The 13,815-nt window shown below is 69.5% G+C and carries 14 protein-coding genes; 4 read left to right on the forward strand and 10 right to left on the reverse strand.

Annotated elements, in window-relative coordinates; genetic code table 11:
• Positions 1 to 478 (forward strand): LysR substrate-binding domain-containing protein (locus ACTOWL_RS18710; protein WP_441322777.1); only part of this gene is annotated, 478 nt, incomplete at its 5' end.
• A gap of 73 nt (positions 479 to 551) precedes the next feature.
• A complete protein-coding gene (locus ACTOWL_RS18715; RefSeq protein ID WP_441322778.1) occupies positions 552 to 1,247 on the forward strand; it encodes a tellurite resistance TerB family protein in 696 nt (231 codons plus the stop codon).
• Positions 1,248 to 1,359: 112 nt separating this feature from the next.
• On the opposite strand, the gene purS is transcribed toward ACTOWL_RS18715, so the two are convergent.
• Both purS and purC read right to left on the reverse strand, forming a co-directional pair.
• On the reverse strand, positions 1,360 to 1,602 hold the full coding sequence (gene purS, locus ACTOWL_RS18720) for a phosphoribosylformylglycinamidine synthase subunit PurS (RefSeq protein ID WP_441322779.1): 243 nt from the start codon (positions 1,600 to 1,602) through the stop codon (positions 1,360 to 1,362).
• Entirely contained in the window at positions 1,599 to 2,366 is a 768-nt protein-coding gene (gene purC / locus ACTOWL_RS18725; protein WP_026870296.1) for a phosphoribosylaminoimidazolesuccinocarboxamide synthase, read from the reverse strand. The genes purS and purC overlap by 4 nt, the downstream gene beginning before the upstream one ends.
• Before the next feature lie 212 nt (positions 2,367 to 2,578).
• On the opposite strand from purC, the gene ACTOWL_RS18730 reads away from it, so the two are divergent.
• A complete protein-coding gene (locus tag ACTOWL_RS18730; protein WP_441322780.1) occupies positions 2,579 to 2,911 on the forward strand; it encodes a DUF1476 domain-containing protein in 333 nt (110 codons plus the stop codon).
• A 61-nt stretch (positions 2,912 to 2,972) separates the two neighbouring features.
• On the opposite strand, the gene ACTOWL_RS18735 is transcribed toward ACTOWL_RS18730, so the two are convergent.
• The 4 genes from ACTOWL_RS18735 to ACTOWL_RS18750 form a co-directional block, all read right to left on the reverse strand.
• Positions 2,973 to 3,809, reverse strand: a complete 837-nt coding sequence (locus ACTOWL_RS18735; protein WP_441322781.1) for a carbohydrate ABC transporter permease — start codon at positions 3,807 to 3,809, stop codon at positions 2,973 to 2,975.
• A complete protein-coding gene (locus ACTOWL_RS18740; protein WP_441322782.1) occupies positions 3,806 to 4,687 on the reverse strand; it encodes a carbohydrate ABC transporter permease in 882 nt (293 codons plus the stop codon). Before ACTOWL_RS18740 ends, ACTOWL_RS18735 begins: the two co-directional genes overlap by 4 nt.
• Positions 4,688 to 4,761: 74 nt before the next feature.
• Positions 4,762 to 6,150, reverse strand: coding sequence for an ABC transporter substrate-binding protein (locus ACTOWL_RS18745; protein ID WP_441322783.1), 1,389 nt, complete (start codon positions 6,148 to 6,150; stop codon positions 4,762 to 4,764).
• A gap of 84 nt (positions 6,151 to 6,234) precedes the next feature.
• Entirely contained in the window at positions 6,235 to 7,284 is a 1,050-nt protein-coding gene (locus tag ACTOWL_RS18750) for a LacI family DNA-binding transcriptional regulator (protein WP_441322784.1), read from the reverse strand.
• Between the two features lie 409 nt (positions 7,285 to 7,693).
• On the opposite strand from ACTOWL_RS18750, the gene katG reads away from it, so the two are divergent.
• Positions 7,694 to 9,871: a catalase/peroxidase HPI gene (gene katG, locus ACTOWL_RS18755; protein ID WP_441322785.1), complete on the forward strand. Its 2,178-nt coding sequence runs from the start codon at positions 7,694 to 7,696 to the stop codon at positions 9,869 to 9,871.
• 73 nt (positions 9,872 to 9,944) lie between these two features.
• Here katG and ACTOWL_RS18760 read toward each other — a convergent pair whose 3' ends face one another.
• The 4 genes from ACTOWL_RS18760 to ACTOWL_RS18775 are packed head-to-tail and all read right to left on the reverse strand — an operon-like array spanning position 9,945 to position 13,807.
• Complete coding sequence (locus ACTOWL_RS18760; RefSeq protein ID WP_441322786.1) at positions 9,945 to 10,991, reverse strand: ABC transporter substrate-binding protein; 1,047 nt, start codon at positions 10,989 to 10,991, stop codon at positions 9,945 to 9,947.
• A gap of 31 nt (positions 10,992 to 11,022) precedes the next feature.
• Positions 11,023 to 12,150, reverse strand: a complete 1,128-nt coding sequence (locus ACTOWL_RS18765; protein WP_441322787.1) for an NAD(P)/FAD-dependent oxidoreductase — start codon at positions 12,148 to 12,150, stop codon at positions 11,023 to 11,025.
• Complete coding sequence (locus tag ACTOWL_RS18770) at positions 12,147 to 13,520, reverse strand: FAD-dependent oxidoreductase (protein WP_441322788.1); 1,374 nt, start codon at positions 13,518 to 13,520, stop codon at positions 12,147 to 12,149. The genes ACTOWL_RS18765 and ACTOWL_RS18770 overlap by 4 nt, the downstream gene beginning before the upstream one ends.
• A complete protein-coding gene (locus ACTOWL_RS18775) occupies positions 13,517 to 13,807 on the reverse strand; it encodes a (2Fe-2S)-binding protein (protein WP_441322789.1) in 291 nt (96 codons plus the stop codon). The genes ACTOWL_RS18770 and ACTOWL_RS18775 overlap by 4 nt, the downstream gene beginning before the upstream one ends.
• Positions 13,808 to 13,815: the final 8 nt, after the last annotated feature.

A 13,815-nucleotide genomic window follows, 5' to 3' on the forward strand; every position in this document is an offset into this window, starting at 1 on the left:
GGAGGGGTTGGCGTGCGACCGGCTGTTCACCGAGTGTAGCTTCCCGGTGTGCAGCCCGGCGCTGCGCGACGGGCGGCCGGGGCTGCGCACGCTCGACGACCTGCGCCGGCACACGCTGCTGCACGACCAGTCCCTGGCGTCCTGGCGCGACTGGCTGCGCGCCGTCGGCATGGCGGATGTCGACTGGGTGCGCGGACCCCGCGTCAGCGATTCTTCCCTGTCCATCCAGGCGGCGGTCGAAGGGCAGGGGGTGGCTCTGGTGGTGCACTCCCTGGTGGCCGACGACCTGGCGGCGGGGCGGCTGGTGCGGCCGCTCGATCTCTCGATCCAGAACCAGGCCAGCTATCACTTCGTCGCCACGCCGCGGTCGCTGCGCCGGCCGATCGTCCGGGCGTTCCGCGACTGGATCGTCGCCGCCGCGGCCGCGACCACCCTGGCGCCGCTGGAACCGGTCGCGTCGTCGCGCCCGGCCGATTGAGCCGCGCCCGGGCTTGTCGGGCGGCGCCGGCCGGACCATCTGCCTTCCGGTGCAACGATTGGAGGAGAGGCGCGTGATCGATCCGAAGAAGCTGTTCGAGGATTTCCTCGGCGGCGGCGCGAAGCAGCCCGGCGGCAAGGGCTCCGGCCTGTCCGGCAACCTCGGGACGCTGGCCACCGGCGCGGTCGGCGGCGGGTTGATCGGCCTCCTCCTCGGCTCGAAGAAGGTCCGCAAATTCGGCGGCAGCGCGCTCGGCTACGGCGGCGCGGCGGTGCTCGGCGGCCTGGCCTACAAGGCGTGGCAGGACTGGTCGGCCAACCGGGCGCCGGCCCCGGCCCAGCCGCCGGCGCAGCAGCCGCTGGCCCTGCCGCCGCCGCGCAGCCCGTTCGACCTGGAGACGCAGAGCGCCGCCGGCGGCGGCGACGCGCGCATCGCCGTGGTGCGGGCGATGATCGCCGCGGCCAAGGCCGACGGCCATATCGACGCCGAGGAGCAGCGGGCCCTGTTCGACCGCATCGGCCAGCTCAACCTCGGCACCGAGGAGAAGGCGTTCGTCATGGACGAGCTGGCCAAGCCGCTCGACATCGCGGCGATCGCGGCCCTGCCGGCGACACCGGAACAGGCGGCGGAGATCTGGCTGGCCTCGCGCCTGGCGATCGATGCGGACGACCCGCGCGAGAAGGCCTATCTCGACGACCTGGCGACGCGGCTGAAGCTGCCCGAGGGGCTCGCGGCCCATCTCGAGGCGCAGGCGGCCGCGGTCGTCTGACAATCTCTCACTGTCATGCCCGGGCTTGACCCGGGCATCCAGAGTCTGTCGGCATCTTCTGGATTGCCGGGTCAGGCCCGGCAATGACAGGGGTAGGAAAGACTGGACCGCCTCAGGCGACCAGGTCGATCGTGTAGCTCTCGGTGACCGGGTTGGCCAGCAGCTTGCGGCACATCTCGTCGAGGCGGGCCTTCGCCTCGGCCGCGTCGGCGGCGGCGATCTCGACCTCGATCACCTTGCCCTGCCGCACCTCGCCGACCTCGTCGAAGCCGAGGCCCTGCAGCGAATGGCCGATCGCCTTGCCCTGGGTGTCCAGGACACCGGGTTTCAGCATGACATGGATGCGGGCTTTCATGGGGCGACCTGGCTCTCACGGATGTCGACGACACTTCCTTCCGGCAGGATGCCGAGGCGCCGGGCCACTTCCTGATAGGCCTCGAGGACGCCGCCGAGGTCCTGGCGGAAGCGATCCTTATCGAATTTCTCGTTGGTCTGCACGTCCCACAGGCGGCAGTTGTCCGGGCTGATCTCGTCGGCCAGGACGATCCGCATCTCGTCGTTCTCGTCGTACAGGCGGCCGAATTCGAGCTTGAAGTCGACGAGCTTGAGGCCGATGCCGAGGAACAGGCCGGTGAGGTAGTCGTTCACCCGCAGCGACAGCGACACGATGTCGTCCAGATCCTGGGCGTTGGCCCAGCCGAAGGCGGTGATGTGCTCTTCCGACACCATCGGGTCGTTGAGCTCATCCGACTTCAGATAGTACTCGATGATCGAGCGCGGCAGCGGCGTGCCCTCGGGCACGTTGAAGCGCTTCGAGAACGAGCCGGCGGCGATGTTGCGCACCACCACCTCGAGCGGGATGATCTCGACCTCGTGGATCAACTGCTCGCGCATGTTCAGGCGGCGCATGAAATGCGTCGGCACGCCGATCTCGGACAGCCGGGTCATCAGGTACTCGGAGATGCGGTTGTTCAGCACCCCCTTGCCCGAGATCACCGCCTTCTTCTGACCGTTATGCGCCGTCGCATCGTCCTTGAAGTACTGGACGATCGTGCCCGGCTCCGGCCCTTCGTAAAGGACCTTGGCCTTGCCTTCGTAGATGCGCCTGCGGCGGCTCATGTGGGAGCGTCCATGGTACGGGGAAGCCAACAGCAAAAAAGGGTCGGGACGTCCCACGGAGGACGTCCACGCTCGCGCACATATAGCAAGCGCGGCTCCGGTAAACAATTGCGCGCTCCCGTCCGCCTCCGAGGGTGACCGCGGCGACCGGAGACGCTATATCCTCCGCTATGGAATGCGCCCGCGGTTGCGGGCAGGTGGAAGGACACGGCATGACGACGTTCGACTCGCGGGGCCAGGCATTCGAGGCGGAGTTCCAGCACGACCAGGAGCTCCTGTTCCGGATCCAGAACCGGCGCAACAAGCTGCTGGGCCTGTGGGCGGCCGAGCTGATGGGCCTGACCGGCGCCGACGCCGAGGCCTATGCGAAGGAGGTCATCATGTCCGACTTCGAGACGCAGACCGACGAGGACGTGCACGACAAGGTCTATGCCGACCTGAAGATCCACGACGTCGACCTGTCCGACCACCGGCTGCGCAAGAAGATGGACGCGCTCTTGGCCGTGGCGCGGCAGCAGATCATGACCGAGGCGACGCCGAAGTAAGGCGGGCGTCCTCGCTGGACGGAAAAGGGCGGCTTCGGCCGCCCTTTTCTTTGCCGATCGATCAACCCTTCACCGCGCCGGCCGTGAGCCCGCTGGTCATGGCGTTGCGGAAGACATAGTAGATCACCGCCGGCGGCACGGCGTAGATCAGCCCGGTCGCCATCAGCAGGTTCCACGGCGAATCGTCGGCCGACAGGAACAGGCCCAGCCCGACCGACAGCGGCGCCGCCTTCTCGCTCGACAGCAGCAGGAAGGCGTAGAGGTACTCGTTCCAGGCCAGCAGCAGCGCGTAGATGCCGATCGCCACCAGAGACGGGCGCATCAGCGGCAGATAGACCAAGCGGAAGATCTGCAGCGGACTGGCGCCGTCCATGATCGCGGCCTCGTCGAGCTCGCGCGGCAGCTTGTCCGAGGCCTGTTTCAGCACCCAGATGGCATAGGGCGAGGCCAGCGCGATCATCGCCAGGATCAGCGCGGCCTGGGTGTCGAGCAGGCCGTAGGAGCCCATGGTCTTGTACATCGGCACCGCCAGGAAGGCGGCCGGGATCAGATAGGTGGCCAGCGCCAGGTTCATCACCTGGCGGCCGCCCTTCACGCGCAGCCGGCTGATGGCGAAGGCGGCGCAGGTGGCGACGAACAGGGTCGCCACCCCGGTGGTGACCGCGATGAAAAAGCTGTTGCCGAGCTGCAGCCAGAAGTTGCTGAGATAGTAGTGCTGCTGCCGGAACACGGTGAGGAAGTTGGAGAAGGTCGGATGCTCCGGCCACAGCGTGCCGGCCAGCACCGCGTCCTGTGGCGAGATCGCCAGGACGAACAGGTGGTACAGCGGCACCAGGGTCCACAGCACCACCGGGACGGCGATCAGGATCAGGGCCGCCTCGTTCAGCCAGCGCTTCATGCCTCGCCTCCCTTGGACAGGCGCTTCACCATGACGAAGACCAGCGGCAGGACCAGCGGCATGGCGACGATGATCGAGGCGACGCCGAGGTCGAGGGCGTTGTTGCGCAGGTAGCGGATGCCGAGCGTCGCCAGCACCTGGGTGCTGTCGTTCGGGCCGCCGCCGGTCAGCAGGTAGACACTGTTGAAGTCGCCCAGCGTCCAGATCGTCGACAGGATGACCGAGGTGACGTAGAGCGCCGCCACCGACGGCCAGGTGACGAAGCGGAAGCGCTGCCAGCGCGAGGCGCCGTCGACCGAGGCGGCCTCGTACAGGTCGCGGGCGATGGCGAGGCGGCCGGTCAGCAGGATCAGGGTCCAGAACGGCAGCGACTTCCAGATATGGACCACGATGGCGGCGAAGAAGGCCAGCCACGGGTTGGTCAGCCAGGGTGGGCCCTCGAAGATACCGAATAGCTGGAACAGCTGCTGGTTGATCATGCCCGTCTCGGGGTTGAGCATGACCCGGAAGGACAGGATGGTCGGGATCGACGGCACCGCCCAGGGCAGGATGAACAGCACCAGCAGCAGCCGGATCCACCAGCGCGGCACGGCGAAGAAGCCGGACAGGCCGAGCGCGATCACCATCTTCACGTTCACCGCGATCAGCAGGAACAGGACGGTGTTGACCGCCGCGGTCGCGAAGATCGGGTCGGCGAACAGGCGCCGGTAGCTGGCCGGGTTGGCGCCGAGATAGAGGCCGTAGCCGACCGGATAGGCCACCAGCACCAGAAGCACGGCGACATAGGGGGCGAGCAGGATCGCCCCCCAGATCGTCCAGGTGCGGCGGTGGCTGCGACGGGCGGCGGCCGGGATCGCATGGACCGTGGTCGCGGTCATCGGCTGGTCCTCTCTGAAGCAGGCTGCGGCCCGGCCCGCACGGCGTCCGCGCGGGCCGGGCCGGCAGGTCGGTCCTAACCGGCGATTTCCTTGATCCGGGCGATCATCTCATCGACCGCCTGATCCGGCGAGATCCCGTCCTGGACCACGCGGTTCAGCGCCTTGGCCCAGACGTTCTCCGCATTCACCGTGGTGAAGTGGTAGTTGTAGACGAAGGGGAAGGGCACGGTGCCCCCGGTGAACTGCTGCGACACCACCGCGCGGTGCGGGTCGCTGCCGTCGGTCCAGAACGGCCGGGCGGCGCCCGACTTGGTCACCGGGTACCAGCGGCCGACCGAGCCCTCGACGAAGGGCGTCAGGTTCTCGTCCTTCAGCATGAAGGCCATGAACTCCTTGGCCTGGGCCTTGTTCTTGGAATCGGCGAAGATCACCGCGGTCTTGGTTGCCGCCAGGTTCGGCAGCGTGCCGCCATCCGGCTTCTTCGGGAACAGGGTGGTGCGGATGTTCTCCTCGTAGTTCTTCTTCGCCTGGGCCCGCTGCTCCTCGGTCAGCGTCTGGTTGGTCGAATCGTCCAGATGCTTGCTGGGGATCGAGATCGTGGCGTTGTGGGTCAGGACCGTCGTCTTGTTGTGGAAGTTGACGTTGTTGTCGGTGTCGAGCCAGTTGACCGAGGAGGGCGGGGTGCAGCCGCGGGTGAAGATCGAGCTGTAGCCCTTCACCGCCTCGATCATCGCCGCCCGGTTCTCCGGCTGGTCGAGCACGATCTTGCCGGTCTCGTCGACGATCTTGACGTTGTAGGCGTTGGCCCAGGTCAGGAAGCTGAAGAAGGTGTCCGAGGCGGCGACGCTCATCGGATGGCCGATGGCGTAGATGCGCTTGCCCTTGGCGCGCAGGCCGGCCTGCACCTTGTCGCACCAGAAGTCCCAGTAGTCGTTCCAGGTGGTCGGGATGTCGGCCTCGCTGAAGCCGGCATCCTGCAGCATGTCCTTCCAGTAGAAGATGTGCATGGTCTGGCGCTCGATCGGGAAGGCGTAATAGGCCTTCTGCCCGGTCTTGCCGTTCATCAGCAAGGTGGTGGCCAGCGCGTCGGGCTGGAACTGGTCCTTGATCGGGGTCAGGACGTCGCTGACATCCTCCAGCCGGCCCTCGAAGGCCCATTGGCCGGTGGTGCGGAAATCATAGGTGGTGCAGTAGCCGACGTCGGGCGGCGTGCCGGCCTCGACCGCGGCGACCGACTTCACGATGCAGTCCTCGGTCGAATACAGCGACAGCTCGACCTTGACGCCGGTGGCCTTCTGGTACCGGTCGATCAGGCCCAGCAGGGCGTCGTCCTCGCCCTTGTAGAACCCCTTGGTGACCCAGACGGTGAGCGTGTCCTGCGCCTGGGCGGGCAGGGCGACGGCGAGGCCGAGGGCCAGAGCACAACCCGCCGACAACACATGGCGGAGACCGATCTTGGGCATTGAACTTCTCCCAGAACAGAGGAATGGAAGCGGCGGCTTGTGCCGTCTTGCTGGTGGCTTCCGGACGGCCGGAAGCGGGGTTTTTCAGGTGGGCCTCCTGGCGGTGGAGCCCCGTTCGACGATCTCGAAGCCGACATCGATCACCCGGGGTGGCGCCGGGGCGTCGTCCTTGGCGTCGAGGATGCGCAGCAGCAGCTCGCCGACCCGGCGGCCGATATCTTCGGCATCGATCCGGACGGTCGACAGCGCCGGCACGCATTGCCCGCCGATCTCGAAATCGCCGAAGCCCATGATCGAGACCTGCCCCGGCACGGCGATGCCGCGGCGGTGGCATTCCATCAGGGCGCCGACCGCGGCGAGGTCCGAGACCGCGAACACCGCGTCGATCGGCCCGGCGGCGTCGAGCAGATGGGCCATGGCGGCGGCCCCGCCGGCGAACGACACCGGCACATGGCCGCGATGGACGACGGCGTCGACCGGCAGCCCGGCCTGGCGCAGCACCTCGGTGAAGCCGACCAGCCGGGCCTCGCCGCGGAAGTCGTGCGAGGCGCCGCCGACCGCCGGGCCGATGCCGCCGATGCGGCGGTGCCCCAGCGCGATCAGGTGCCGCGCCGCGGCTCGGCCGGCCTCGATGTTGGAGAAGCCGACGGCCCGGTCGATCGGGGCGGCCGCGCCGCAGTCCCAGATCTCGACCACCGGGATGCCGGCGCTGCGCAGCATGGTCCGCGCCGCGTCGGTGTGGTGCATGCCGGCCAGCACGATCGCCTCCGGCCGGCGCTCCAGCATCGCCCGCACCAGCGCCTCCTCCTCGCTCGTCCGGTAGAGAGTGTAGCCGATCAGGAGCTGGTAGCCGGTCCGGCGCAGCGCCTCCGACAGCCCATGCGCGGTGTCGGCGAAGTTGGAGTTGGTCAGCGTCGGCACCAGCGTGGCGATGAAGCCGGTGCGGCGTGACGACAGGGCGGCGGCGACCTTGTCGTCGACATAGCCGAGCTGCTCGATCGCCTGGCGGATGCGGTCGCGGGTCTCCGGCGCCACCCGGCTGCTGCCGGCCTGCACCCGGGACACGGTCATCGGCGAGACCCCGGCGAGACGGGCGACGTCCCGCATGGTCGGCCGGAGGGAACGCTTGGGCATGGCTTGGCTCTCGATCGGCCGCGCGACCGCTCCACGCCGGGCCGCGCGCCGGCGGGGCCGCGCATTCCGACGCGTCCGGGCCGCGGCGGCAGGCCGGCTGATGGGGCAGGGCCGCGCGGAAGCGCGGCAGGCCACGGAACGGGTCATCGGCAGGGCCGGGCGCGTCGTGCGGTCGGGCGGACGCGATCGATGGCAAGCATGATGTCGGCCCTCCCTCACGGCCTGGGTCAATTTGTCCTTCTTATTGATGTGACCGGTAACATGAGCGGCCCTGCGGACGCAAGAGCGAGGCTGCCGTCGCCCGCCGCCAAGGCTCGGCGACCACATGCCTATTCGCCCTTGGCCAAAGCGCGATGTTGGTTTTAGAATGATTCAAAATTGGACGTTGCGGAACGCAAACGGAGGGAACATGGCCAGTGAAAGCAAATGCCCGGTCACGGGCGGAACCCGCGGTCACACCAACCGCGACTGGTGGCCGGACCAGTTGAACCTTTCGGTGCTCCACCTGCACTCCGCCCTGTCCGACCCGATGGGCGAGGCGTTCGATTACGCCAAGGAATTCAAGAGCCTCGACCTGAACGCGGTGGTCCAGGACCTGCGCGTGGTGATGACCGACTCGCAGGATTGGTGGCCGGCCGATTTCGGCCATTACGGCGGGCTGTTCATCCGCATGGCCTGGCACAGCGCCGGCACCTACCGCATCGGCGACGGCCGCGGCGGCGGCGGGCGGGGCCAGCAGCGTTTCGCGCCGCTGAACAGCTGGCCGGACAACGGCAACCTCGACAAGGCGCGCCGGCTGCTGTGGCCGATCAAGCAGAAATACGGCCGCAAGCTCTCCTGGGCCGACCTGCTGATCCTGACCGGCAACGTCGCGCTCGAGTCGATGGGCTTCAAGACCTTCGGCTTCGCCGGCGGCCGCCCCGACACCTGGGAGCCCGACCAGGACATCTTCTGGGGCCCCGAGGGCAAATGGCTCGGGGATGAGCGCTACAGCGGCGACCGCGAGCTGCATGGCCATCTCGGCGCCGTGCAGATGGGCCTGATCTACGTCAATCCGGAGGGCCCGAACGGCAACCCGGACCCGGTGGCCGCGGCCCGCGACATCCGCGAGACCTTCGCCCGGATGGCGATGAACGACGAGGAGACGGTCGCCCTGATCGCCGGCGGCCACAGCTTCGGCAAGACCCATGGCGCCGGCGACGCGGCCAAGGTCGGCGTCGAGCCGGAAGGCTCCGACATCGTGAATCAGGGCCTGGGCTGGATGAGTAGCCATGGCAGCGGCTTTGCCGGCGATGCGATCACCAGCGGCCTGGAGGTGACCTGGACCTCGACGCCGACGAAATGGAGCCACGAGTTCTTCAAGAACCTGTTCGAATATGAATGGGAGCTGACCAAGAGCCCGGCCGGGGCGAATCAGTGGACGACGAAGAACGGCGCCGGCGCCGGCACGATCCCGGACGCGCACGACCCGTCGAAGCGGCACGCGCCGGCGATGCTGACCACCGACCTGTCGCTGCGCTTCGACCCGGCCTATGAGAAGATCTCGCGACGCTTCTACGAGCATCCGGAGCAGTTCGCTGACGCCTTCGCCCGCGCCTGGTTCAAGCTGACCCATCGTGACATGGGTCCGCGGGCGCGGTATCTCGGTTCGCTCGTGCCGAAGGAGATCCTGCCCTGGCAGGACCCGGTGCCCGCGGTCGACCACCCGCTGGTCGACGCGCAGGACATCGCCGCGCTGAAGGCGAAGGTGCTCGCCTCCGGCCTCACCGTCCCGCAGCTGGTCGCCACCGCCTGGGCGTCGGCCTCGACCTTCCGCGGCTCCGACAAGCGCGGCGGCGCCAATGGTGCGCGCATCCGCCTGGCGCCGCAGAAGGACTGGGCGGTCAACCAGCCGGCCCAGCTGGCGACGGTGCTGGCCAAGCTGGAGGCGATCCAGACGGAGTTCAACGCCTCGGCGGCCGGCGGCAAGAAGATCTCGCTGGCCGATCTGATCGTCCTCGCCGGTGGTGCCGCGGTCGAGAAGGCGGCGAAGGATGCCGGGCAGGATGTCCAGGTGGCCTTCACCCCGGGCCGCACCGACGCGTCGCAGGAGCACACCGACGTCGACTCCTTCGCGCCGCTCGAGCCGAAGGCCGACGGGTTCCGCAACTATGTCGGCGATGCGCGGGGCCTGCCGCCCGAGGAACTGCTGGCCGACCGGGCGCAGCTGCTGACTCTGACGGCACCCGAGCTGACGGCCCTGGTCGGCGGCCTGCGCGTGCTGGGCGCCAATGCCGGGAACTCCCCGCATGGCGTCTTCACCAAGCGGCCGGGGGTGCTGAGCAACGACTTCTTCGTCAACCTCCTCGACATGGGCACGCAATGGCAGCCGTCCGCGGATGCCCATGGCGTGTTCCAGGGCCGGGACCGGAAGACGGAAGAGGCCAAGTGGACCGCCACCCGCGTCGACCTGATCTTCGGGTCGCATTCTCAGCTGCGGGCGCTGGCCGAGGTCTATGGCAGCTCCGACGGGCAGGCGCAGCTCGTGAAGGACTTCGTGGCGGCGTGGACCAAGGTGATGAACCTCGACCGGTTCGACGTCGCCTGATGTCGATGGCGGGTCCCCGGCGGCGACGCCGGGGACCCGCTCCACCGTTGCATATCGTCAACTCTACGCGGTCTTACCGCTCCACCGTCCGGTTCCAGCGGTCGTTCCAGTCCGGCCGGTGGGCGTTGATCTGGTCCCAGTCGACCGTGACCGCGTGCTCGAGATAGCCGCGCATCTCCTTCACCTGCGCCGCGGTCTCAGGCGTCGGGCCGTCGACCTTGGTGTTGGACGGGATCTGGTTGCCGTATTGCAGCGCCTTGGCCTGGGCCTCCGGCGTCAGCAGGTACTGCGCCAGCTTCTGCGCCAGTGCCGGCTCGGAGTTCCCGGCGACGACGCATTCCGCCACCATCAGCACCACCGCGCCCTCCTTCGGCTGGGCATAGGCGACCGGGATACCCTTGTCCTGGAAGCTGGCGACGGCGGTCGGCGTCAGCGGGAAGATCGCCGCCTCGTCGGTCTGCACCATCTCCGACAGCTTGGCCGAGCTCGGGATGTATTCCAGCACGTTCGGGCCGATGCTCTCGCCCCACTTCGCGAAGCCCGGATCGACATTGTCCTCGCTGCCGCCCTGGATGCGGTTGAACATCAGGAAGCCGTGCAGCCCGTAGGTGCTGCTGGACAGCGACTGGAACACGACCTTGCCCTCGTATTTCGAGTCGGCCAGGTCCATCCAGGAGGTCGGCGCCGCCCAGCCCTGCTCCTGGAACATCCTGGTGTTGTAGGCGAGGCCGGTCACGGTGACGGTGACGCCCAGCGCCATGTCGTCCTTGATCCGCGCGGCGGGGTACAGGTCGGCCATCGCCGGCACGGTCTCGGTCTTCTGGCACAGGCCCATGCCGATGGCGCGGACCATGACGCCGTCATCGAGGAAGGCGAGGTGCATCTGCGGGTTGTCCTTGGCCGCCTGCAGCTTGGCCAGCACCTCGGAGGAGGTGCCGGGCACCACCACGACCTTGGCGTCGTTGGCCTTCTCGAAATCCGGAAAGACGTACTGGCTGTACGCCTTCTCCATGTCGCCGCCATTCATGCCGAGATAGATGGTCTTGGTCTCCGCCATCGCCGCGCCCGAGGTCAGCAGCGCCGTCGTGGCCAGCAATGCGGTTCCGATCCGTCCGTTCATGTCGCTCTCTCCTGTTTCCGGTTGTTGATATTCAGGCCGCTGTTCCGGCGAAGCGGCCGATGTCGAAGGCCTCGATCGGGGTGGTGCTGCGGCCGTCGCGCGCCAGCTCGGCCAGCACCTCGCCGACCGCCGGGCCGATCTGGAAGCCGGCGCCGGAGAAGCCGAAGCCGTGGATCAGGCCCGGCGTGGTGCGGCTCGGCCCCAGCACCGGGTTGCGGTCGGGCGTGTCGCCTTCGATCCCGCTCCAGAACCGGATCACCTGGGCGCCGCGCAGGGCCGGGAACAGCTCCGCGGCCTGGCGCAGCAGCGCGCCGATGGCGCTGCGGCCGGGCCGGGCGCGGTCGGCATCCAGCCCGATGCCGCGGCCGCCGCCCATGACGCAGTTGCCGCGCTCGACCTGGCGGGCATAGACGCTGCCGCCTTCGACCCCGACATTGATGTCCATCAGGCGCGGCAGCGGTTCGGTCACCGCCATGTTGGGATGGGCCGATTCCAGCGGCACGGTCTCGCCGAAGGCGGTGGCGAAGCGGCCGGACCAGGCGCCGGCGCAGTTCAGCAGCAGGCGGGACCGGATCTCCAGCCCGTCGCCGGCCAGCAGGCGGAAGCCGTCGCCGTCGCGCACCGCCTCCTGAACCGCGGTCTGCTCGCGGATGTCGGCCCCGGCCTTGCGCGCGGCGCGGGCGAAGCCGGGCGACACCAGGCGCGGATTGGCATGGCCGTCATCCGGGCACCAGGATCCGGCGAGGGCCCGGTCGCCCAGCCAGGGCCAGCGGGCGCGGAAGGCGTTGCCGGCGACGATCTCGAGCCCGAGGCCGAGGTCGCGCACCCGGCCCTGATAGGCCTCCAGTGACGCCAACTCGGCCTCGCTGCGGGCCAGCTTGAGGTGGCCAGAGCGGATGTACTCGCCGTCGATGCCGATCGTCTCGGGCAGGCGCTGCCAGATCGCATGGGCGCGCTGCGACAGCGGGATCTGCTCCGGCGGCCGGCCCTGGCGGCGCACGCCGCCATAGTTCACGCCGCTGGCCTGGGCGCCGCAGAAGCCGCGCTCCAGCAGCAGCACCGACATCCCGATGCGGCGCAGCGCCAGGGCCGCGGCCGCGCCGGCGATGCCGCCGCCGATGATGGCGACGTCTGTGTCGATGCGCTGGGTGACAGTCATGCCGCTGCCTCCGGCGCGTCCTCGATCGCGATCGGGATCGGCTTGACCGGGGCCTGGCCGCGCAGCCGACCCACCGCTTCGACCGGCACGCCGCGATGGGCGGCCAGGATCTCGGCCGCCGCGGCGCCGCACATGCGGCCCTGGCAGCGGCCCATGCCGACCCGGCACAGCGCCTTCAGCCGGTTCAGCTCAGGCGTGCCCCAGCGGGTGGCGGTGGCGCGCAGCGTGCCGGCCGACACCTCTTCGCAGCGGCAGACCACGAGATCATCCGGCGCCGTGGCGGCCCAATCGGCGGGGAAGGGGAAGGCGCGCTCCAGCCCGTGGCGGAACCGGCCGATCGCCGTCAGCTTCGCCTCCAGCCGCGCGGCGCGGGCGCGGTCGACCGGCCGGCCGAGATCCTGCAGCAAGGCCAAGGCCGCGCGTTCGCCGGCCAGCTCGGCCGCGTCCGCTCCGGCGATGCCGGCACCGTCGCCGGCAAGGTATAGACCGGGCACGCTGCTGCGGCCGGCAGCGTCGCGCTCCGGCAGCCAGGCGCGGTTCAGCGGGTCGAAGCGGAAGCGGCAGCCGGCCAGGTCGGCCAGTTGGGTCTCGGACCGCAGGCCAGTGCCGAAGGCGACGGCGTCGCAGTCGATGCGATGCTCGCGCTCGCCGTCGTGCCAGACGAGGCCCTCGACCCGTTCGGTCCCCAGGATGCGCAGCGGCCGGGCGCCGTGGCGCATGGGCACACCGCCGGCCTTCAGCGCCGCGATCAGGCGCAGGCCCTTGGCCAGCACCGCCGGGCCGCGCAGCAGCCCAGGCAGGGCGGCCAGCTTGTCGGCCTGCCGGGCGGTGTCCAGGACGGCCACGACCTCCGCCCTGGCCTTGAGATATTGCGAGGCGACCAGCGGCAGCAGCGGGCCGGTGCCGATGAAGGCGACGCGCCGGCCGATGCCGCAGCCCTGGTATTTCAGCGCCACCTGCGCCGCGCCCAGGCTGTAGGCGCCGGGCAGGGTCCAGCCAGGGATCGGCAGGATGCGGTCGGTGGCGCCGGTGGCCAGGATCAGGTGGCTGTAGGGCAGCCGCTCGGCCTGGCCGTCGCACAGCAGGTCCAGCGCCCCGGCCTCGATGTTCCAGACCAGGGTCTGCGGCCGGTGGTCGATAGCCAGCCCGTCGATGGTCCGGTGCAGCGCCTCGGCCTTGGATGCCTCGGTGCCGTAGAGGGTTTTGGCGTCGCGGGTGAAGCCGTCCGGCTGGCGGCGATAGATCTGGCCGCCGCCCTTGGCGGCCTCGTCCACCACCACCGGCCGCAGCCCGGCCGCCACGAGGGCCTGGGCGGCGCGGATGCCGGCCGGGCCGGCGCCGACGATGACCGGCCGGATGTCGCCGCTCATGCCGCCCCTCCCGGTCCGGTGACCAGCCGCATGCCCTCTGCGATGGCGGTGGAGCAGGCGCGGAAGCGCTGCCCGTCCTCGGTCGCCACCCAGCAATCCTGGCAGGCGCCCATCAGGCAGAAGCCGGCGCGGGGGCCGCCGCTGAATTCCGACCGCCGCAGCCGGTCGGCCGTGGTCAGGATCGCGGTCAGCACCGTGTCGCCGGCCAGCGCCGTGGCCGGGCGGCCGTCCAGCCGGAAGCGGATCTCGGGCCGGCCTTTCTCGGCCAGGCGGGTCAGGATGGGCATGAGGAGGA

The sequence above is a fragment of the Inquilinus sp. CA228 genome (genome assembly GCF_052078665.1).
Classification (GTDB): Bacteria; Pseudomonadota; Alphaproteobacteria; order DSM-16000; family Inquilinaceae; genus Inquilinus.